We start from the raw sequence: 18,603 nt of genomic DNA on the forward strand, positions 1-18,603 counted from the left end.
AGAAGTCGGCTCGTCCAGGCAGGCGCTTAGCGAACCGCGCGTTCGTCCGCCTTCGACGGCGTACCTTTGCGGCAACTCAGGAAAATGCCAACGAGGAAAATGAACAGATTGCCCTCGGTAAAGTTCAGCAGCAGCGAATTCGCAAAGCAGCCGATCGCAAAGGCGAACAGATAAGCGAGCACAATCGTGCGCGCCGGCTCGCGCAACTCCAGCGCGGAGCGTCCGATCTGCACGAGGAAGAACACGAACAGCGCAATACCGAGCGCCCCCAGTTGAATCCCCATCAGCAGGAATTCGTTGTGCGGATTACCCGCCGTCGCGGCGGCCGCGCCCGTCGCGTTACGCGCGAACGCATCGAACTCTTCCTGCACGGTGCCTACACCATGACCGATGACGGGACGCTCGGCCATCAGTTCGAGACTGCGCCGGTAGAACACAATGCGCACGCCCATCGACGTGTTCTTGTTCGACGTCTCGTACGCGCTGATTTCCTGATTCGTTTCCGCGAGACGCGAGCCGTGCGAATGCAGCGCCGCGTAGACGAGGCTGCCCGCGACGGCGACCAGCACGACGCCACTCCCCCATCGCACCCAGGGTTTCATGCCGCGCAGCGACACGAAGTACGTCACGACATAGATCACGATAAAGAGAATCGCGATGATCTGCCCCGTACGCCCCTGCATCATCAGCAGAACATTGACGATCGCGAGCAGCGCGACGACATAGAGCGCCGCCTTGGCCGCACGCGAGCGCGCGTGTTTCGCGAAGTTCAGCGCCAGATAGAACAGCAGCGCCGTCATGATGCCCGCCGCAATGTGATCCTTGAAGACCCACGCCCGGCGGATGGGATCGGTATTCGAGTGCCACGGGCCGATCGACGTCCAGCCGAAGTAATTCGAACACGACAGCAGCAGCGCAAACGTCAGTGCCCCGAACAGAGCCCACTTCGCGACGGTCGTCCAGGCCGTCGTACGGCAATCTCTGAACGTCAGCATCAGCAGCGGCAGATAGATCAGCTTGCGGTACTTCGTCAGGAAGTCGAATGCATGCATGCGATCCGCCGACGTCCACGCAAGGCTCAACGTGAGCACGGCGGCAAGCATCAGCGCGGCCACGCTCACGCGGTCCGTGAAAATCGCGCGCCAGTTGCGCCACACTTCAGGCGACAGCAGCGCGCACACTGCAAACAGCGTCGCCGCGATGTTGACACCGGCGGTGGATAGCGGAATGGCAAACAGGGCGACGAGCGCGAAAGTTCGCGCGAGGATCAACGGATACGAATCTGTTCTGGCGTGTTGCATGTGTGCTTCAACTCTCATTGACGATGTGCGCTCGCGTAGCCGTCGACCGTCGGCTCGCTGCGTCAGTGGCCCGGCTTCTTACGGCCGATGCCTTTTTGTCGAACTTATCGATCTTGCCCGCTACCTCTGCCGGTCGCACCCGGGCGACCGGGTCACACCGTCACCATCATCTCACGGCGTGCATGCGTTTTGGTTTCACGTCCGTCAGACGAACAGGCAGCAGTAAGGCCCGGAAATTTATCGCGATGCATCGCGCAGATAGAACGCCGTGCGTGCGTCGAGCGCCTCGCGCGAATACAGTTGCTCGACTGTCCTGCGCGCGGCCGCGCCGATCTGCGCGCGCAGCGCCGGTTGCCCGATCAACTGATCGAGTATCGCCAGCGCTTCTTCGGACGTATCGAACAGATAGCCGTTCTCGCCATGACGAACGACGTCCGCATAGCCGCCATGACGATGACATACCACGGGCAAACCGCAGGCCATCGCTTCGAGCACCACGCGGCCGAACGTCTCGACATGCTCGCCCGTCCGGTAATAAAAAATGTCGAGCTCGTGCAGAAAGTCCGGCGCGGCCATCGCGCCTTCGGGCAAAACCCGGATCGCGTCGCCTTGCGGCAAGGCACCCGCCAGCGTCGTCGCGCCCTGCAGCAGCAGCTTGCAGCCACGCGCGGCGAGCGCCTTGTACACGCCGATGTCGTCGGGATGATGCTTGTCGGCCGTATCGCGGCTCAAGCGGCCGATGACGGGTTGCGCATGCGGTTCACGCACGCGCGGTGCAAAGCGGCTGATATCGATTGGCGAAGGCTGGATCTCGCCCTTCACACCGAGCAGGTGAGCCTGGAACGACGAGATCAGCACGAACTCGGTCGCGGGCCAGCGCAAGAGCGGCGGCTGCGTCGAAGTAAGCGCGAGCAGCTTCGGATGAAACGTGTTGAACACATACACGAGCCGCTCGGGACGGCCCGCAAAATACGGCCACAACCGGTTGCGCCAATGCGCGCCCACGAACACGTAGGTGCCGCCCCTCGGCACGCTCGCCTTTAGCGGCGCGACGCGGCGAATCGGATAGGCAGCCGCCAGTTCCTCCGACGTCCGCGACGACGTGCTCCATAGCTGCACATCGCTCTTGCCGCGCAGCAGTTCGTACAGGCTCAGCGCCTCCCGCTCGCTGCCGCCGTTCGGATTGTGAAACCCGTTGAAGATGTGAATCATGCCTTCTGTCTGAATAGTCACCGGCTGCATCGGATATGTCGCAGCGGCGGACGCACCCGCATGCGGCGCCAGGCCGTGCAGGTGCGCTCTCTATAGGATGCTCACGCAGACGTTCTCATGCCGCGTGCTGCTGAAACTGGATTCGATGCAGATGTGCATACAAGCCGTTCTGCGCCAGCAGTTCGCGGTGGCTGCCGCGTTCGACGATACGTCCCGCGTCCAGCACAAGAATGCGGTCGGCACGCTCGATGGTCGACAGACGATGCGCGATCACTAGAGTCGTGCGACCCTTCATCAGCGTTTCGAGCGCGGCCTGCACGTGGCGCTCGGATTCGGAATCGAGCGCCGACGTGGCTTCGTCGAGAATGAGGATGGGCGCGTCCTTGTAGACCGCGCGAGCAATGGCGAGACGCTGGCGCTGGCCGCCCGACAGCATCATGCCGTTGTCGCCGATCAGCGTTTCGATGCCGTTCGGCATCGCGGCCACGGTGTCCCACAGATTGGCCGCGCGCAGTGCCGCCGTCACGCGCTCCGGGTCCGCCGTCTGCCCGTAGGCGACGTTGTTCGCGATCGTGTCGTTGAACAGCACGACGTCCTGGCTCACCATCGCGATCTGGCTGCGCAGTTCGTGAATGCCGTATTCGGGCAGCGCCACACCGTCGACGAGAATCTGGCCGCCGCTCGGATCGAAGAAGCGCGGCAGCAGGTTCACGAGCGTCGTCTTGCCGCTGCCTGACGGACCCGCCAGCGCGACCATCTCACCAGGCGCAACCTTGAACGACACGGTATCGAGCGTCTGTCGCTGCATCGGACCGCTCGCGCCGTACATGAACGACACGTCGCGGAACTCGACTTCGCCCGTCGAGCGCTCCAGCTTGCGGCCGCCGCCCGGTGGTTCCGAGGGCTCATCGATCAGCCCGAAAATCAGCTCGGCCGCGGTCATGCCGCGCTGCAAAGGCTGATTCACGTCCATCAGATGCTTGAGCGGGGAAATGATCAGCAGCATCGACGTGACGAACGCGACAAAGCCGCCAACCGTCGTCTGGTCGTGCGACGACTGCACGACGGCGATCGTGATCACGACGGCGAGCGCGATCGACGCAAGAAACTGCGTGAGCGGCTGCGCGAGCCCGCCCGACACCGTCATGCGCATCGAGTAGCCGCGCAGGCGCTTGCTCATTTCCGTGAAACGGTCGATCTCGTACTGTTCGCCGTTATGCACCTTGACGACCTTGTAGCCGCCCACGGTCTCCTCGACGATATAGGACAGCTCGTTGGTGAGCGTCTGATGTTCACGGTTCAGGCGACGCAGCCGGCGATTGATCTTGCCGACCAGCCAGCCGATGCCGGGCAGCAGCACGGCCACGATCAGCGTCAGGCGCCAGTTCAGATAGAACAGATAGCCGAGCAGGAACACGACCGTCAGCGAATCGCGCACGAGCGTGACGATCACGCCCGTCAGCACGTTCAGGATCTGGTTCACCTCGAAGACGATCGCGTTGATGACCGTGCTGGCCGTTTCGCGCTGGAAAAAGGCGACGCTGCTGTGGATCATGCGGTTGAACATGGTCAGCCGCAGTTCCAGCAGGATGCGGTTCGACACATAGGACAGCAGGTAGCCCGACGCGTATTGCGCGACACCGCGCACGAGCGCGAGCCCGATCACGGCGAGCGGCACGTACCACTTAGCGGCGTCGCTGCCGTGCGCGCCGAAACCGTGGTCGAGCAGCGGCTTGAGCAGCGCGGGAATCCCTGCCTCGGTGGCGGCCACGACGCCCATCGTGAAAATGCCGGCCAGGACGATCCAGATGAGCGGCTTGACATACGGCCACAGACGCCGCAGGACCACGATGGTCGACGTTGTTTCACCGGAGCCGATGGGCTTGCTTAACGTTGGCTTGGCGCTCAAGAGTTCCTCTGGGAATGCGGGTGCGCTTCACGGCACCCGTGGACCGCCCCCTCGGGCGGATTGCAAATGCGACATTGTAAACCGTCCGGCATGTCATCCCGACCCGGCTAAATGATTGGAAATCCACGCGTTTGCGGATTTCCCCGGGCGCGGCGCGGGCAAGCGCCCGGCTCGAGCGGCCCCGAGCCCGCTCGGCTCCATGCTGAGCGGCCATCTGCATGCCCGCCCGCGCTTTTCGTGGGCGCACGGACGCTGTGTATACTTGCGCAACTTTCGTTGGGCGGCGGCCACGGCAGCAGGCCGTGTGGACCGGACGCCCGTCTCTCCCGGCATCGATTCGCATGACACAACCCACACTCGGCGTCGCCATCATCACGAAGAATGCCGCGCTCCGGCTCGACGAATGCCTGCGCTCAGTCGCGTTCGCCGACGAAATCGTCGTGGTCGACAGCGGCAGCACGGATGCCACCATCGACATCGCCCGATCGCACGGCGCGCGCGTGCTCACGCATACCGACTGGCCGGGCTTTGGTCCGCAGAAGAACCGAGCACTCGACGCGCTCGGCACGACCTGGGTGCTCTCGATCGACGCCGATGAGATCGTCACGCCGGAACTGGCCGTCTCGATTGCGAGTGCGCTCGCCACGCCTGCCGCGGATGTCTATGCGATCGACCGTCTGTCGGCGTTCTGCGGACACTGGGTGCACCACAGCGGCTGGTATCCCGACTGGATTCCGCGTCTGTTCAAACGCGGCTCGGCGCGCTTCTCCGACGACCTCGTGCACGAACGGCTGATGTTCGATTCGCCCGCGAAACGTCTGGAAGGCAAACTGATGCACCACTCGTACGAAGACTTTGAGACGGTGCTGCGCAAGCTCGACGCGTATTCGACGGCAGGCGCGCAGCAGCGCCACGCGGCCGGCCAGCGCGGCAGCTTCGGCAAGGCCATCGCGCGAGGCGCGTGGGCGTTCGTGCGGACCTACCTGCTGCGCCGCGGATTCCTGGACGGACGCGCGGGCTTCATGATCGCGATGTTCAACGCGGAAACCGTCTACTACCGGTTCATGAAGCTGGCGCAATTGGGCCGCAAGGACGTCTCGGCGCGCTGACCGCATTCCGAACCGACGCCCGCCATTCAAGCGGGCTTCGCACGGATCAATACACGATCTCAATCGCGCTGCCGGAAAACTCGTTGCGCAATGCCGCGAGCAATTCATCCGTCGGCTTCACGCGCCACGCGTCGCCGAGGCGCACCTCGCCTTCCGCGTTGTCACTGCGATAGACGATCTGCACGGCGAGCCCGTTCGGCATCGGCGCGGAAGGCCGCTGCGAGCGCCCGCCCGAGTCCCCATTGAAGCCGCCGCGGCCGCCGCTGCGAGCAACGGGCGCCGCCGCCACTTCAGCATCTTCCGGTTTCGCGCGATACGCCTCCAGCACGGAGCGCAGCGCATGCGCGTTCGCGTTGCCGTTCATCTGCACCTTCACAGCCTGCGCGTAACGCGTGCGGGCACGACCGAGATCCATCGGCGTATCGACGGTGAAGCGGATGCCGCCCGTGAACGCGTCGTTGCGCGCCTGGCCTTGCACGACGAGCAGTTCGTCTTCCTTGAACAGCTGCTTGTGCGCTTCGAACTGCTCGTTGAAGACGGTTACTTCGCACTGGCCCGTGCCGTCGTCGAGCAGCGCAATCAGCATCTTGCCGCGCTGAGTCATCTGCGTGCGCAGCGATACGATCACGCCCGCCACCAGCTTATCGCGCCCTTCCTTCAGTTCGCCGATCTTCTGGCGCACGAAGCGACGCACTTCGTCCTTGTACGCGTCGAACAGATGGCCCGACAGATAGAAGCCGAGCGCCGTCTTCTCTTCCTGCAGACGCCGCTTGTCCGGCCACGCGGGTTCGTCGATGAGTTCGTGGCCCTGCGACGGCGCATCGCCCATATCGAAGAGACCTGCCTGCATCGCGTTGGCGCTCGCCTGGTCGGCGGCTTCCATCGCGAGCGAGACAGACGCGATCAACTGCGCGCGGTTCTCGTGCAGAGAGTCAAACGCGCCTGCGCGGATCAGCGCTTCGATCGTGCGACGATTGACGATGCGTCGGTCGATCCGGTTGCAGAAATCGAAGATATCGATGAACGGACTTTCTTCGCGCGCGCGCAGAATTTCTTCGATCGCGTTCTGGCCGCTGCCCTTGATTGCGCCAAGACCGTAGCGAATGGTGCGCGAGCGCTTGCCGTCGCTTTCGGCAACCGGCTCGAAACGGTACGCCGACAGGTTGATATCCGGCGGCAGCACGGCCATCTTGTTCGCGAGGCAATCTTCGAACAGGATCTTGACCTTGTCCGTGTCGTCCATCGCGAGCGACATGTTGGCCGCCATGAATTCGGCGGGATGGTGAGCCTTGAGCCACGCGGTGTGATACGCGAGTAGCGCATAGGCGGCCGCGTGCGACTTGTTGAAGCCGTAGCCCGCGAACTTCTCCATCAGGTCGAATGTTTCGTCGGCCTTCTCGCGCGTCAAACCGTTCTTGGCCGCGCCTTCCGCGAAGATCTCGCGATGCTTCGCCATTTCCTCGGGCTTCTTCTTGCCCATCGCGCGACGCAGCAAGTCGGCGCCGCCCAGCGAATAGCCGCCGATGATCTGCGCCATCTGCATCACCTGCTCCTGATAGACCATGATGCCGTAGGTCTCTTTCAGAACAGGTTCAACGCGCGGATCCGGATACTCGACGGTTTCGCGGCCGTGCTTACGCGCGCAGAAGCTCGGAATCAGATCCATCGGGCCTGGACGATACAACGCCACGAGCGCGATGATGTCCTCGAAGCGGTCGGGCTGCGCGTCCTTCAGCATGCCCTGCATGCCGCGGCTTTCCAGCTGGAACACGGCGACCGTATTCGCTTTCTTGAGGATCGAGAACGAAGCGGGATCGTCGAGCGGCACCTGGGCCAGCGACCAGTTTTCCTTCGACGGATCGAGACGGCGAATATAGCGCTCGGCCCAGTCGAGAATGGTCAGCGTGGTCAGACCCAGAAAGTCGAACTTCACGAGGCCGACGGCTTCGACGTCGTCCTTGTCGTACTGGCTCACGACGCCGCTTTCGTCGCCCTGCGTGTAAAGCGGGCAGAAGTCGGTCAGCTTGCCGGGCGCGATCAGCACGCCGCCCGCGTGCATGCCGACGTTACGCGTCAGGCCTTCCACGCGCTGCGCGAGTTCGAGCAGCTGGTGCACTTCGTCTTCGTTGTCGAAGCGCTCCTGCAGCAGCGGCTCTTCCTTCATCGCGTCGGCGATGGTGACGTGCTTGCCCGGCTTGAACGGAATCAGCTTCGCGACGCCGTCCGTGAACATGTAGCCGAGATCGAGCACGCGGCCGATGTCGCGCACGGCCGCCTTTGCGGCCATCGTGCCGAACGTGGCGATCTGCGACACGGCATCCGCACCGTATTTCTCCTTCACGTACTGGATCACGCGATCGCGGCCGTGCTGGCAGAAGTCGATGTCGAAGTCGGGCATCGACACCCGCTCCGGATTCAGAAAACGTTCGAACAGCAGGTTGTAGCGCAGCGGATCGAGGTCGGTAATGCCGAGCGCGTACGCGACCAGCGAACCGGCACCCGAGCCCCGGCCAGGGCCGACTGGCACGCCGTTGTTCTTTGCCCAGTTGATGAAGTCCGCGACGATCAGGAAGTAGCCGGGAAAGCCCATCTTGATGATCGTGCCGCACTCGAAATCGAGGCGCGCGTAGTAGCTTTCGCGCTGCGCATCGCGTTCGGTCTGCTCGGGGAACAGCTGCTCAAGACGCTTTTCCAGGCCTTCTTTCGACAGCTGCACGAGGTAGTCGTCGAGCGACATGCCGTCCGGCGTCGGGAACAACGGCAGCTTGGGCTTGCCGAGTTCGAGCGTGAGATTGCAGCGTTTCGCGATTTCGACGGTGTTCGCAATCGCGGACGGAATGTCCGCATACAACGCAGCCATTTCGTCTTGCGTGCGGAAATACTGGTCCGTCGTGAAACGCTTCTGACGGCGCGGATTCGCGAGAATATCGCCTTCGGAAATGCACACGCGCGCTTCGTGCGCGGTGAAGTCGTCGGGCGTCATGAACTGCAGCGGATGCGTGGCGACGACAGGCAGCTTCAGCGCCGCTGCGAGCGAGACGGCCTGCTGCACGTAGGCTTCTCCGCCGGGTTGCCCGCCGCGCTGCAATTCGATGTAGAAACCGTTCGGGAAAATCTGCGCCCAGCGCTGTGCGTTGCGCCGTGCGGCTTCATCGTTGCCCGCCGCAAGCGCGAGACCGACGTCGCCATGCTGCGCGCCCGACAACGCCAGTAGCCCCTCGGCGAGACCGCTTTCGAGCCAAGCCGTTTCCACTTCCGCGCGCCCGCGATACTGATTCGTGAGCCACGCCTTCGACAGCAGTTCGCAAAGATTCAGATAGCCGGTCTTGTTTTTGACCAGCAGCAGAAGTCGCGAAGGCTTGTCGCGGTCGTCGGGATTCGTGATCCAGACGTCGCAGCCGGCAATGGGTTTGACCCCTTTGCCACGGGCTTCCTGGTAAAAACGGACGAGACCGAATGCGTTGCCGAGATCGGTGAGCGCGAGCGCGCCCTGACCGTCTTTGGCAGCGGCATCGACGACGTCGTCGATGCGCACGATGCCATCGGCAATCGAGAATTCGGAGTGAACGCGGAGATGGACGAAGCGGGGATCTGACATGGGCGACATTGTAACCCCGCCCTTCCGAAAATTTTCGGCGAAACCGGGCCCAAACTGCGCCGTTGGCCATCCGGCCAGGGATGCTCGGGCTGGCGCGTTTGTCAACGGCGCTTTGCGCGAATCGAGGTCGGCCGAACGGCTATTTCGACGCAGGTCAATATGCCTTACGGCAGATTGCAGGCCGATTCTCAGGATGAGGGATAATACGCGTTCGAATCCATTTTCTGCCGTACGCGTGCTGCGCCCGCCCTCGATGCGCGCGCCGGGCACGGCGCTTTATCGCTGGACCAGCATGAATATCCTGAATCTTTCGGCCTACCAGTTCTCGACCCTCGACAACACCGTTGAATGGCGGCCGCTCGTCACCGCGCGCTGCAACGAACTCGGCCTGCGCGGCACCATCCTGCTCGCGCCGGAAGGCATCAACCTGTTTGTCGCGGGTGAAATTGCGCAGGTGCGCGAATTCATCCACTACGTTCGCCACGATCCGCTGTTCGAAGGCAAGTTCGCCGAGCTTCAGTTCAAGGAAAGCCTGTCGGAGAAGCAGCCGTTCCGCCGCATGCTCGTCAAGCTCAAGCGCGAAATCATCACCATGAAGAAGCCGGCCATCAAGCCGGAACTGGGCCGCGCGCCGTCCGTCGACGCGCGCACGCTGAAAGAATGGCTCGACCGCGGCCACGACGACGCAGGCCGCCCCGTCGTGATGCTCGACACGCGTAATGCATTCGAAGTCGACGTCGGCACGTTCGACAACGCGCTCGACTACCGCATCACCAGGTTCAGCGAGTTCCCCGAGGTCATTGAGCAGAATCGCGCGGACCTGGAAGGCAAGACGGTGGTGTCGTTCTGCACGGGCGGCATCCGTTGCGAAAAAGCGGCCATCCATATGAAGGACGTCGGCATCGACAACGTCTATCAGCTCGAAGGCGGAATCCTGAAGTATTTCGAGGAAGTGGGCGGCGCACACTACAACGGCGAGTGCTTCGTGTTCGACTACCGCACCGCGCTTGATCCGAGCCTGCAGCCGACCGCGACCGTGCAATGCTTCGGTTGTCGCGCCGTCGTCACACCGGAGGAACAGAAGTCGCCGTTTTACGTGCCGGGCAAGACGTGCGCGTCCTGCCATCCGGAAGCGCAGCCGCAGGCCGATGCGGCCCACGCGGCATAAGCAGCGTCATCGTTTCCGCATGAACCCGTTTTGCATGAGCCGCGCCGCTGCGGCTCATGACGTCCTCGCATGACGACCTATCGCGGACGTTTCGCGCCCTCGCCGACGGGCCCGCTGCATATCGGCTCGCTCGTCAGCGCGCTCGCCAGCTGGCTCGATGCGCGAGCGCATTGCGGCACGTGGCTCGTGCGGATCGAAGACATCGACGGTCCGCGCACCGTGCCCGGCGCAGCGGAAGACATACTCGACACGCTCACTCGCTTCGGCATGGTGGCCGATGAACCGCCCGTCTGGCAAAGCCAGCGCATGGCGCTTTACCAGCGGGAATTCGAACGTCTGCAGACCACCGGACTCGTCTATCCATGCGGCTGCACGCGCAAAGAAATCACCGATTCGCTCGTGCAGGCGCACGCCCGCCACACCACACTTGCGTATCCCGGCACCTGCCGCAACGGTCTGCACGGCAAGCCCGCGCGAGCGTGGCGGCTGCGCGTGCCCGACGGCGATGCCGCCATCGTGACGTTCGACGATCGCTGGCAAGGCCGTCAGACCCAGAATCTCGCCACCGACGTCGGTGACTTCGTGCTGCGTCGGGCGGACGATCAGTGGGCTTATCAGCTGGCTGTCGTCGTCGACGATGCGGATCAGGGGATCACCCATATCGTGCGTGGCGCCGATCTGCTCGACTCGACCGCCCGACAGATCTATCTGCAGCGTTGTCTGGGCGTGCCCACGCCCTCTTATCTCCACGTGCCCGTCGTGACGAACGCCGACGGAGACAAGCTCAGCAAGCAGACGGGTGCAGCAGCGCTCGATACCGTCAAGCCGCTCGTCGCGCTGAACGAAGCCGCGCGCCACCTTGGCCTGAAACTGGGCGACGCGGCCACGACATCGCTCGACGCGTTCTACACGGAAGCAACCGCAGCGTGGTCCGAGCGCATAAAGCGCCAATAAAAAATGGCGCCTGAAAAGGCGCCATCTTCAACGAACCAAAACCTACAACCGCCGCGACATCAATTCGACGTCGTCGTCTTGCGCGGCATTCCGAACCCACCCAGCAACGCCGCCAGCGGCTGCTTCGACGCAGGCTTCTGTGGCGCGGCAGGCGCTTCCTCGCGCTTGGCGGCCGACGAGGGCGACGGCTCGTAGGGCTTGAGGAAGAAATCGTCGATGGGCTGCTGACGATGATGCGAGCCGTGCGACGGACGCTCGTGCGCACCCGTCGTCCGACGGCGGCTGCCGCCGCGATCGTCGCGCTCGCGCCGCGAGCCCCGCTCGTCGTGATGATGACGCACGGGTGTATCGACCGTCAGACGCTGAACCTCCAGCGGACGCTTGATCAGCTTTTCGATATCGGCCAGTTGCTTGCGCTCGTTCGGGCTGAACAGCGACAACGCATCGCCTGACGCACCCGCACGGCCCGTCCGGCCGATCCGGTGCACGTAGTCTTCCGCGTTGAACGGCAGATCGAAGTTGATCACGGCGGGCAGTTCGGCGATATCGAGACCGCGCGCGGCCACGTCGGTCGCGACGAGGGCTTCGATCTCGCCGCGCTTGAACGCGTCCAGTGCCTGCATCCGTTCGTTTTGCGAGCGGTCGCCATGAATCGCCGTCGCGACCACGCCGTCGCGTTCCAGCTGACGCGCGAGACGGCTCGCGCCGATCTTGCTGTTGCAGAACACGATCACCTGCTTGAGGCTGCGCTCGCGGATCAATTGAACGACGGCGCCCGTCTTGTCGCCTTCGGCCACTTCGTAGACGATCTGCGTGACGTTCGTTGCCGTCGAGTTGCTGCGCGCCACTTCGATCGTCTGCGGATTGCGCAGGTACGTCGACGCGAGCTTCTTGATTTCGGGCGAGAACGTGGCCGAGAACAGCAGCGTCTGACGCTCGCTCGGCAGCAGGTTCAGGATGCGCTGCAGATCAGGCAGGAAGCCCATGTCGAGCATCCGGTCGGCTTCGTCGAGCACGAGAAGTTGCACCTGGCCGAGATTGGCCGTCTTCTGCTGCACGTGATCGAGCAGGCGCCCCGGCGTCGCGATCAGGATTTCGACGCCGCGGCGCAGTTCCGCCGATTGCGGGTTCATGTCGACGCCGCCGAACACAACGGTGCTGCGCAGCGCCGTGTGCTTCGCGTACGACTGCACGTTCGCGGCGACCTGGTCGGCGAGTTCGCGCGTCGGCGTGAGGATCAGCGCGCGGACGGGGTGACGTGCCGGCGACGCGCTCGTGTTCGCGAGCGGCAGCAGACGCTGGATGATGGGGAGCGAAAAGCTCGCCGTCTTGCCCGTGCCCGTCTGGGCGGCGCCCATCACGTCCCGGCCGCCGAGCACGACGGGAATCGCCTGGGCCTGGATCGGCGTCGGCGTCGTGTAGCCCTGCTCCGCGATGGCTTTGAGAATGTCGCCGTGAAGGCCGAACTGGTCGAAGGTCGCGTTGGTAGGCGTGGTTGCTGTATCGGACATGGTGGCTTTCGCTAAAAATGCGCCTGCGCTCGGACCGCTTGCGCGTTGCCAAAGGCGGGCGCGTGGGCGTCCGCTCAAACAGTTTCTGCAGCTTCTTCTGCAGCGGCCGGGGCCGCGGAGGGCATCAGGATGAAGGTGGAGCCACGGCGTCCCGTATAAGGCCCGCTTGCGTCACTGCCAGTATCGGCAAGCATGCGGACGGCTCCCGCCGGCGGAAACACCCGCCGGAAAGGGCGGTATTGTAGCACTTCGGCATTCCAACCCTTGTCGAGCGCGCAGCGGGCTCGCCGATCACCGCTGCGACACACGTACAACAGCCTGTTTCAAGCGGGGACGGACCACGGCCGACGCGGGCAGCGTAGACGCCGCACAAGGCAATCTGGTGACAGCGGCCCGATGCACACCCTCGGCTTTTCCCGCCCCACTTCTTTCACCACGTTTCGCGCATCACCATCAGCCGCAACTCCGTCATGTCCTCGATCGCGTAGCGGATGCCCTCGCGCCCGAGTCCCGAGTCCTTCACGCCGCCGTACGGCATGTTGTCGACGCGGAACGACGGCACATCGTTGATGACCACGCCGCCGACTTCGAGTTCATCCCACGCCTGGTGCGCGTGCGCGAGCGAATCCGTGAACACGCCCGCCTGGAGGCCGAAATCGCTGTCGTTGACGGTCGCGAGCGCGCTTTTGAAGTCGTCGAATTTTTCGAGGATCGCGACGGGCCCGAACGCTTCCTTGCGATACAGGTCCGTCTCGCGTCCGACGTTCTCCAGCAGCGTCGCCTCGAACATCGCGCCGTCGACCTTGCCGCCCGCGACGATCTTCGCGCCCGCCTTCACCGCGCCGTCCATCCAGCCGGCGAGACGCCGCGATTCCGACTCGGAGATCATCGGCCCGACGAAGGTCTTTTCGTCCTTCGGATCGCCCATTTTCAGCGACTTCGTTTTCGCGATCAGCTTGTCGCGCAGTTCGTCGTAGAGCGACGCGTGCGCGAGAATCCGCTGCACGCCGATACAGCTTTGCCCCGACTGATAAAACGCGCCGAACGCGAGCCGATCGACGACGTAATCGAGCTTGTCGCGCTGATCGCTATCGACGATAGCGGCCGCGTTGCCGCCCAGTTCCAGAATCACCTTTTTCTTGCCCGCCTTCGCCTTCAGGTCCCAGCCTACTGCCGGCGAGCCCGTGAAGGAGAGCAGCTTGAAGCGGTCGTCGGTGGTGAAGAGGTCGGCGCCATCGCGATGCGCGGGCAGAATCGAGAACGCGCCTTTCGGCAGATCCGTCTCCGCGAGCACTTCGCCGATGATCAGCGCGCCAATCGGCGTGCGGCTCGCCGGTTTCAGCACGAACGGCACACCCGCCGCCAGCGCGGGCGCGACCTTGTGTGCGGCGAGGTTCAGCGGAAAGTTGAATGGCGAGATGAACGAGCACGGCCCGATAGGCACGCGCTTCACATACGCGTGATAACCCTTCGCGCGCGGCGAGATTTCCAGATTCACGATGTCGCCGTCGATGCGCACCGACTCTTCCGCCGCAACCTTGAACGTGTCGATCAGACGCGTGGCTTCGCCGCGCGAATCGTTGATCGGCTTGCCGGCTTCGATGCACAGCGCCATCGCCAGTTCGTCGAAACGCTCGCGAAAGCGCTTTACGCAATGTTCGAGCACGGCCTGGCGCTTGAACGGCGGGAACGCGCGCATCGCGGGCATCGCGTCGACGGCGGCGCCGATCGCTTTATCGATCGCCTTCGCGTCGGCCATGGCGACGCGCGTCGCCACTTCGCCGCTGAACTTGTCGGTGACTTCGAGATCGGTGTTCGCCGCGACGGGTTCGTTCGCGAGGTAGTACGGATAACTCTTCTGCAACATGACTCGTTCTCCTTGATCGACCAGCGAGCGCAGCAAGGGCCGTTCCGTGACAGCGCCGCCGCGCGCCGCACACAAAGGCTCAAAGCTGCGCGGACAGGCGCTTGATCTCGCGATTCAGCACGCGCTCGTTATCGGAATAATCGATGGGCACGTCGATCACATGCACGCCCGGCGTCGCGAAGCACTCGCGCAACAGCGGCGCGAGTTCCTCCGCCGATGCCACGCGATGTCCCTGCGCGCCGTAGCTTTCCGCGTAATCGACGAAATCGGGGTTGCTGAGCATCATCCCGTAGTCCGGGAAATTCATGTTTTCCTGCTTCCAGCGGATCATGCCGAACGCATCGTCGCGCAGAATCATCACGACGAGATCGAGCTTCAGCCGCACGGCCGTCTCCAGTTCCTGCGAATTCATCATGAAGCCGCCGTCGCCGCACACGGCCATCACCTTGCGCTCGGGATGCACGATCTTCGTCGCGATCGCCGACGGCAGCCCCGCGCCCATCGACGCCAGCGCGTTGTCGAGCAGCAGCGAATTCGGCTCGTGCGCGCGGTAATACCGCGCGAACCAGATCTTGTACATGCCGTTGTCGAGACAGATGATGCCGTCCACCGGCGTCGTCTCGTACACGTCGTTGACGACGCGCACCGGGTACATCGGGAAGCGGTCGTCGTGCTGGCCCTTCGCCAGATGCGCTTCGAAATGCGCCTTGATCTCCTTGAAGCGCGCGAAGTCCCAGTGTTCGCCCTTGCCCTGCAGCGCTTCCTTCATCTGCCACACGGCGTTCGCGATATCGCCGACCACTTCGATCTGCGGGAAATACACCGTGTCGACTTCCGCGCCGAGGAAGTTCACGTGGATCACGGTCTTCTCGTTGGCGTCCGCGCCGCGCATGAAGAACGGCGGTTTTTCGATCACATCGTGACCGACGTTGATGATGCAGTCGGCGTGATCGATCGCGCGGTGCACGAAGTCGCCGTCCGACAGCGTCGCGTTGCCGAGCCACAGCGGATGCGATTCGTCGATCACGCCCTTGCCCATCTGCGTCGTGAAGAACGGAATGCCGATCTGGTCGACGAATTCGCGCAGCATCTTGCGCGTGGTCTTGCGGTTGCCGCCCGCGCCGATCATCAGCAGCGGATGCTTCGCCTCGACGATCGCTTTCACCGCGTGCTCGACGGCCTTTTCTTCGGCAACGGGACGGCGGCTGTAGCTCTTCGGAATCGGCTTGCCGTCGCCCTCTTCGTGCGCGACGTCTTCGGGCAGCTCAAGGTGGGTGGCGCCCGGGCGTTCTTCTTCGGCCTGGCGGAACGCCTCGCGCACCGACGCCGGAATATTGCCGATCGACACGATCTGCCGCGTGTACTTGGTGAGCGGCTCCATCATCCGCACGACGTCGACGATCTGGAAATGGCCCTGCTTGCTCGACTTGATCGGCTTCTGGCCGGTGACCATCAGCATCGGCATGCCGCCGAGCTGCGCATACGCGGCGGCCGTCACGAAGTTGGTAGCGCCGGGGCCGAGCGTCGCGAGACAGACGCCCGTGCGTCCCGTCAGACGGCCATAGGTCGCGGCCATGAAACCGGCCGCCTGTTCATGGCGCGTGAGCACGAGTTTGATCTTGGAGCGGCGCAGCGATTCGAGGAGATCGAGATTTTCTTCGCCAGGAATGCCGAACACGTACTCGACGCCTTCAGCCTCCAGCGATTTGACGAACAGATCCGATGCTTTCATGGGAAGGTCTCGCTTGACCAACGAACGCAGACCGGGCCGTCACAAGTCGATTCAACGGCACGCGGACAAGGATGATCGAAAACGATGACAGCCGCGCCGATGCATCGATACGGGGCGCGGCCAGTGCGTGGCACACAGCTTACTACCGCAGGCAAAAACGTGTCGCTTTGCGGGCAGGCCGGGCGGCCTGGCGGCTAAAAGATATCAGGAAGGTATTAGCGGACGATGGTCACGCAATCGGACAGCAGCGGCGGCGCGTCCTCGCCGAGCATCGCATCGTAGAGCGTGGCCTGCGGACCCTTGGTCCACCACGTATAGCTGCCCGCCTGATACTTCGCACCCGAGCCGGACATTACGTTGACGAACAGCATCTGCTTGCCTTTCACCGGCAGCACCGCGAAGCTCTGACCGTTGGTTGCGTTCAGATAGGTGACCTGGAGAATGCGGCCCGTTGCGCAGGTGTATTTCTGCGTCACGCGATGCGCGGTCCGGATATCGGGCAACGGCAACAAGTCTGCGGCACTGGCCACGCCCGATGCGGCAACCAACGCCAGCACGCCCAACCCTGCACACCACCGTCTGCTCATCGAATGCCTCGTTTCCTGTCGCGGTCCTGGTATGACTGCACGATTGGGGAGAAGTTTGCGATGACCAGTTACGGATCGATGACGTCGGCGCACGCATCCGTCGGCGCAGCGGCGACGTGGCCGACGACAGGAACGATCTTCAGCCCCGCCGACGCAATCCGGCACGGCGCAGCAGCCAGCCCGCAGCCGCTCAACGACGTCATCATTGCAATCGCGGCTGTGAGCAGCGCGACGCGCCGCACGAATCCGCTGTCCTTCTGTCTGGCTTTCACGCTCACCGCTCCCTGCCGCCTGCTTCGCTGCGCGGCCCTGCTTATTTCGCCGACACCGGCTTGACGGCCGCTGCCGCCTGCTTCGCGCGCTGCAGCGCTTCGCCGATATCGCCCGCCGTCGCCAGCGCCACGCCCATGCGGCGCTTGACGAAGCTCTCCGGCTTGCCGAACAGCCGCAGATCCGCGCCCGGCACGGCGAGCGCCTGCGCGACGCCTTCGAACGCGATGCCCGTTTCGTCGAGCCCGCCGTAGATCACGGCCGAGGCGCCCGGCGCGAGCAAGGTCGTGTCGACGGGGAGACCGAGAATCGCGCGAGCATGCAGTTCGAACTCGGACAGACGCTGCGACGCGAGCGTGACGAGCCCCGTGTCGTGCGGACGCGGGCTCACTTCCGAGAACCATACGTCATCGCCGCGCACGAAAAGTTCCACGCCGAACAGGCCGCGGCCGCCGAGCGCCGTCGTGACCTTGTCGGCGATCTCACGCGACTTTTCGAGCGCGCGCGGGCTCATCGGCTGCGGCTGCCACGACTCGACGTAATCGCCCGCCACCTGCACGTGGCCGATCGGCTCGCAGAAATACGTGGCCGTCTGCTGCGTGGCGGGGTCGATCGCGCGCACGGTCAGCTGCGTGATCTCGTATTCGAAGTTGATGAAGCCCTCGACGATCACGCGTCCGTGATTCACGCGGCCGCCCGCCATCGCGTACTGCCAGGCCGGTTCGACGTCGGAGTCGCTGCGCAGCACCGACTGCCCCTTGCCCGACGACGACATCACCGGCTTCACGACGCACGGATAGCCGACCTTCGCGATGCCCGCCTTCAGTTCGTCGACGGAATCGGCGAATGCGTACGGCGACGTCGGCAGGCCGAGTTCTTCGGCAGCGAGGCGGCGGATGCCTTCACGGTTCATCGTCAGTTGCGTGGCGCGCGCCGTCGGGATCACTTCGGCGACGCCTTCCGTTTCGATCGCGGCGAGCGCGTCGGTGGCGATGGCCTCGATTTCAGGGACGATCAGGTGCGGCTGCTCTTCTTCGACGAGCGCGCGCAGCGCCTTCGGGTCCGTCATGTCGATCACGTGCGCGCGGTGCGCGACCTGATGCCCCGGCGCGTTCGGATAACGGTCGACCGCGATCACTTCGACGCCGAGCCGCTGCAGCGCGATGATCACTTCCTTGCCCAGTTCGCCCGCGCCGAGCAGCATGACGCGCGTAGCCGAGGTCGAAAGCGGTGTGCCGATGCGTTGGCCGATCTGCATGGAAGCTCCAGAGAATTTGTGACAAATGCGGGTGGAATGAATGACTGCGGCGATGTTAACATGCGCGGCCCCTGCGGCTACGCCTGCCGCGTGCCGATAACCCGTGATGGACGTTTGTTGTCGACCA

The 18,603-nt window shown here is 63.8% G+C and carries 13 protein-coding genes; 3 read left to right on the forward strand and 10 right to left on the reverse strand.

Features of this window, described 5'->3' with window-relative positions:
- Positions 1-26: 26 nt before the first annotated feature.
- The 3 genes from QEN71_RS24450 to msbA all read right to left on the reverse strand — a co-directional run bounded on the left by QEN71_RS24450 (position 27) and on the right by msbA (position 4,422).
- Complete coding sequence (locus QEN71_RS24450) at positions 27-1,301, reverse strand: O-antigen ligase family protein (protein WP_201654080.1); 1,275 nt, start codon at positions 1,299-1,301, stop codon at positions 27-29.
- A gap of 237 nt (positions 1,302-1,538) precedes the next feature.
- On the reverse strand, positions 1,539-2,543 hold the full coding sequence (locus tag QEN71_RS24455) for a glycosyltransferase family 4 protein (RefSeq protein WP_223960739.1): 1,005 nt from the start codon (positions 2,541-2,543) through the stop codon (positions 1,539-1,541).
- An 85-nt stretch (positions 2,544-2,628) separates the two neighbouring features.
- Complete coding sequence (gene msbA / locus QEN71_RS24460; protein ID WP_201654077.1) at positions 2,629-4,422, reverse strand: lipid A export permease/ATP-binding protein MsbA; 1,794 nt, start codon at positions 4,420-4,422, stop codon at positions 2,629-2,631.
- Between the two features lie 341 nt (positions 4,423-4,763).
- Here msbA and QEN71_RS24465 point away from each other — a divergent pair, with 341 nt between their 5' ends.
- Positions 4,764-5,531: a glycosyltransferase family 2 protein gene (locus tag QEN71_RS24465; RefSeq protein ID WP_201654074.1), complete on the forward strand. Its 768-nt coding sequence runs from the start codon at positions 4,764-4,766 to the stop codon at positions 5,529-5,531.
- A gap of 46 nt (positions 5,532-5,577) precedes the next feature.
- On the opposite strand, the gene dnaE is transcribed toward QEN71_RS24465, so the two are convergent.
- The gene (gene dnaE, locus QEN71_RS24470; protein ID WP_201654071.1) at positions 5,578-9,138 is read right to left on the reverse strand and encodes a DNA polymerase III subunit alpha; all 3,561 of its coding nucleotides are present in this window, start codon (positions 9,136-9,138) and stop codon (positions 5,578-5,580) included.
- Between the two features lie 283 nt (positions 9,139-9,421).
- Between dnaE and QEN71_RS24475 the strand changes: the two genes are divergently transcribed.
- On the forward strand, positions 9,422-10,297 hold the full coding sequence (locus QEN71_RS24475; RefSeq protein WP_201654068.1) for a sulfurtransferase: 876 nt from the start codon (positions 9,422-9,424) through the stop codon (positions 10,295-10,297).
- 69 nt (positions 10,298-10,366) lie between these two features.
- A complete protein-coding gene (gene gluQRS / locus QEN71_RS24480; protein WP_201654065.1) occupies positions 10,367-11,251 on the forward strand; it encodes a tRNA glutamyl-Q(34) synthetase GluQRS in 885 nt (294 codons plus the stop codon).
- 59 nt (positions 11,252-11,310) lie between these two features.
- On the opposite strand, the gene QEN71_RS24485 is transcribed toward gluQRS, so the two are convergent.
- From QEN71_RS24485 to purT, 6 genes are all read right to left on the reverse strand, one after another.
- Positions 11,311-12,762 (reverse strand): DEAD/DEAH box helicase, encoded by a 1,452-nt coding sequence (locus QEN71_RS24485; protein ID WP_201654062.1) that lies wholly within the window; start codon positions 12,760-12,762, stop codon positions 11,311-11,313.
- Between the two features lie 430 nt (positions 12,763-13,192).
- Positions 13,193-14,629 (reverse strand): aldehyde dehydrogenase family protein, encoded by a 1,437-nt coding sequence (locus QEN71_RS24490; RefSeq protein ID WP_201654059.1) that lies wholly within the window; start codon positions 14,627-14,629, stop codon positions 13,193-13,195.
- Positions 14,630-14,708: 79 nt separating this feature from the next.
- Positions 14,709-16,361: an acetolactate synthase large subunit gene (locus QEN71_RS24495; protein WP_201654056.1), complete on the reverse strand. Its 1,653-nt coding sequence runs from the start codon at positions 16,359-16,361 to the stop codon at positions 14,709-14,711.
- 215 nt (positions 16,362-16,576) lie between these two features.
- Positions 16,577-16,948 (reverse strand): MliC family protein, encoded by a 372-nt coding sequence (locus tag QEN71_RS24500; protein WP_201654053.1) that lies wholly within the window; start codon positions 16,946-16,948, stop codon positions 16,577-16,579.
- Positions 16,949-17,016: 68 nt separating this feature from the next.
- Positions 17,017-17,154, reverse strand: coding sequence for a DUF6726 family protein (locus QEN71_RS24505; protein WP_322791179.1), 138 nt, complete (start codon positions 17,152-17,154; stop codon positions 17,017-17,019).
- Between the two features lie 107 nt (positions 17,155-17,261).
- On the reverse strand, positions 17,262-18,476 hold the full coding sequence (gene purT / locus QEN71_RS24510; protein WP_201654050.1) for a formate-dependent phosphoribosylglycinamide formyltransferase: 1,215 nt from the start codon (positions 18,474-18,476) through the stop codon (positions 17,262-17,264).
- Positions 18,477-18,603 lie beyond the last annotated feature (127 nt).

Source organism: Paraburkholderia sabiae (genome assembly GCF_030412785.1).
Lineage (GTDB): Bacteria > Pseudomonadota > Gammaproteobacteria > Burkholderiales > Burkholderiaceae > Paraburkholderia > Paraburkholderia sabiae.

Excerpts from the sequence above, each read along its gene's own strand:
- QEN71_RS24490 (WP_201654059.1), bottom strand. The coding sequence starts at position 14,629 with ATGTTGCAGAAGAGTTATCCGTACTACCTCGCGAACGAACCCGTCGCG.
- gluQRS (WP_201654065.1), top strand. The coding sequence starts at position 10,367 with ATGACGACCTATCGCGGACGTTTCGCGCCCTCGCCGACGGGCCCGCTG.
- QEN71_RS24485 (WP_201654062.1), bottom strand. The coding sequence starts at position 12,762 with ATGTCCGATACAGCAACCACGCCTACCAACGCGACCTTCGACCAGTTC.
- QEN71_RS24455 (WP_223960739.1), bottom strand. The coding sequence starts at position 2,543 with ATGCAGCCGGTGACTATTCAGACAGAAGGCATGATTCACATCTTCAAC.
- QEN71_RS24475 (WP_201654068.1), top strand. The coding sequence starts at position 9,422 with ATGAATATCCTGAATCTTTCGGCCTACCAGTTCTCGACCCTCGACAAC.
- QEN71_RS24495 (WP_201654056.1), bottom strand. The coding sequence starts at position 16,361 with ATGAAAGCATCGGATCTGTTCGTCAAATCGCTGGAGGCTGAAGGCGTC.
- QEN71_RS24465 (WP_201654074.1), top strand. The coding sequence starts at position 4,764 with ATGACACAACCCACACTCGGCGTCGCCATCATCACGAAGAATGCCGCG.
- purT (WP_201654050.1), bottom strand. The coding sequence starts at position 18,476 with ATGCAGATCGGCCAACGCATCGGCACACCGCTTTCGACCTCGGCTACG.
- dnaE (WP_201654071.1), bottom strand. The coding sequence starts at position 9,138 with ATGTCGCCCATGTCAGATCCCCGCTTCGTCCATCTCCGCGTTCACTCC.
- QEN71_RS24505 (WP_322791179.1), bottom strand. The coding sequence starts at position 17,154 with ATGATGACGTCGTTGAGCGGCTGCGGGCTGGCTGCTGCGCCGTGCCGG.
- QEN71_RS24500 (WP_201654053.1), bottom strand. The coding sequence starts at position 16,948 with ATGAGCAGACGGTGGTGTGCAGGGTTGGGCGTGCTGGCGTTGGTTGCC.
- QEN71_RS24450 (WP_201654080.1), bottom strand. The coding sequence starts at position 1,301 with ATGCAACACGCCAGAACAGATTCGTATCCGTTGATCCTCGCGCGAACT.